Genomic DNA, 1239 nt, shown 5'->3' on the forward strand with positions numbered 1-1239 from the left:
CCTTCGGGGTCGCTGTCGTTGTCCAGAACGTTGCCGATCACTGTCGTCGGGTCCTGATCCTCGGACACCGGGAACTCGTCCATGACAGCCACCGGCGCATCGTTGGTCCCGGTCACGGTGATCGTCACCGTCGCCGTGTCCTCGGCCCCGGCGGGGTCGGTCACGGTGTAGGTCACGGTCGTGGTGCGCTCTTCGCCCTCGCCCAGGTCATCGAAATCACCGGCCGGGTCAAAGGTGACCGTGCCGTCCGGCGCGATGGTGACCGTGCCGCCATCGGGCAGGTCAACAGGCTGGCCCACGTCGCCCGGCACCCCGTTCACGGCCGCAACCGTCAGCGGATCGCCGTTCGGATCGACGTCGTTGTCCAGCACATTGCCGATGATGCCGCTTGGGTCATCTTCGCCAGCGGTCAGCGGATCGTTGGTCGCAACCGGTGCGCCATTGGTGCCCGTCACGGTGATGGTCACCGTCGTGGTGTCCTCGCCGCCGTTGCCGTCGATGACGGTGTAGCTCACCGTCGTCGTGACCTCCTCGCCTTCGGCCAGGCTGTCGAACTCGCCGTTCGGGTCAAAGGTTGCAGACCCGTCGGGGTTGATCGTCACCAGACCACCGTTGTCGCCAGCCACCGGCTGACCGACATTGGCCGGATCACCGTCCACTGCACCTACCGTCAGGACATCATTGAGGTCCGGATCGGTATCGTTGCCCAACACGTTATCCAGCGGCTGCACCGCATCGGGTGTCGCCACACCGGTGTCAGCGATGGCCACCGGCGCATCGTTGGTCCCGGTCACCGTGATCGTCACCGTCGCCGTGTCCTCGGCCCCGTCAGGGTCCGTCACGGTGTAGGTGACCGTCGTGGTCGCGGTTTCGCCCTCGCCCAGCTGCTCGAAGTCGTCGCTGGGGTCGAATGCGATCGTGCCGTTCGGCGCGATGGTGACCGTGCCGCCGTTGTCGGCTGCAACCGGCACGCCCACGCTGTTGGGATCGCCGTTCACCGCAGACACCGTCAGAGGATCATCCTCGGGATCAATGTCGTTGCCCAGCACGTTGCCGATGACGGCATTCGCGTCATCCTCACCCGCACCCAGATCGTCAGCAACGGCCACGGGACCATCGTTGGTGCCGGTCACGGTCAGGGTGACCGTCACGGGATCGCCCGGCAGGCCGGAGTCGTCCTGGGGTGTGTAGGTGACCGTGGTGGTGGCTTCTTCGCCCTCGGCCAGGTCATCGAATTCA

General features: G+C 65.9%; 1 protein-coding gene. It reads right to left on the reverse strand.

The features are described 5' to 3' along the window. Positions 1–1239, reverse strand: a 1239-nt coding sequence (locus AN189_RS18630; RefSeq protein WP_157057588.1) for an Ig-like domain-containing protein, incomplete at both ends; no start/stop codon positions are given.

This window comes from Loktanella sp. 3ANDIMAR09 (assembly GCF_001420005.1).
Taxonomy (GTDB): Bacteria; Pseudomonadota; Alphaproteobacteria; order Rhodobacterales; family Rhodobacteraceae; genus Loktanella.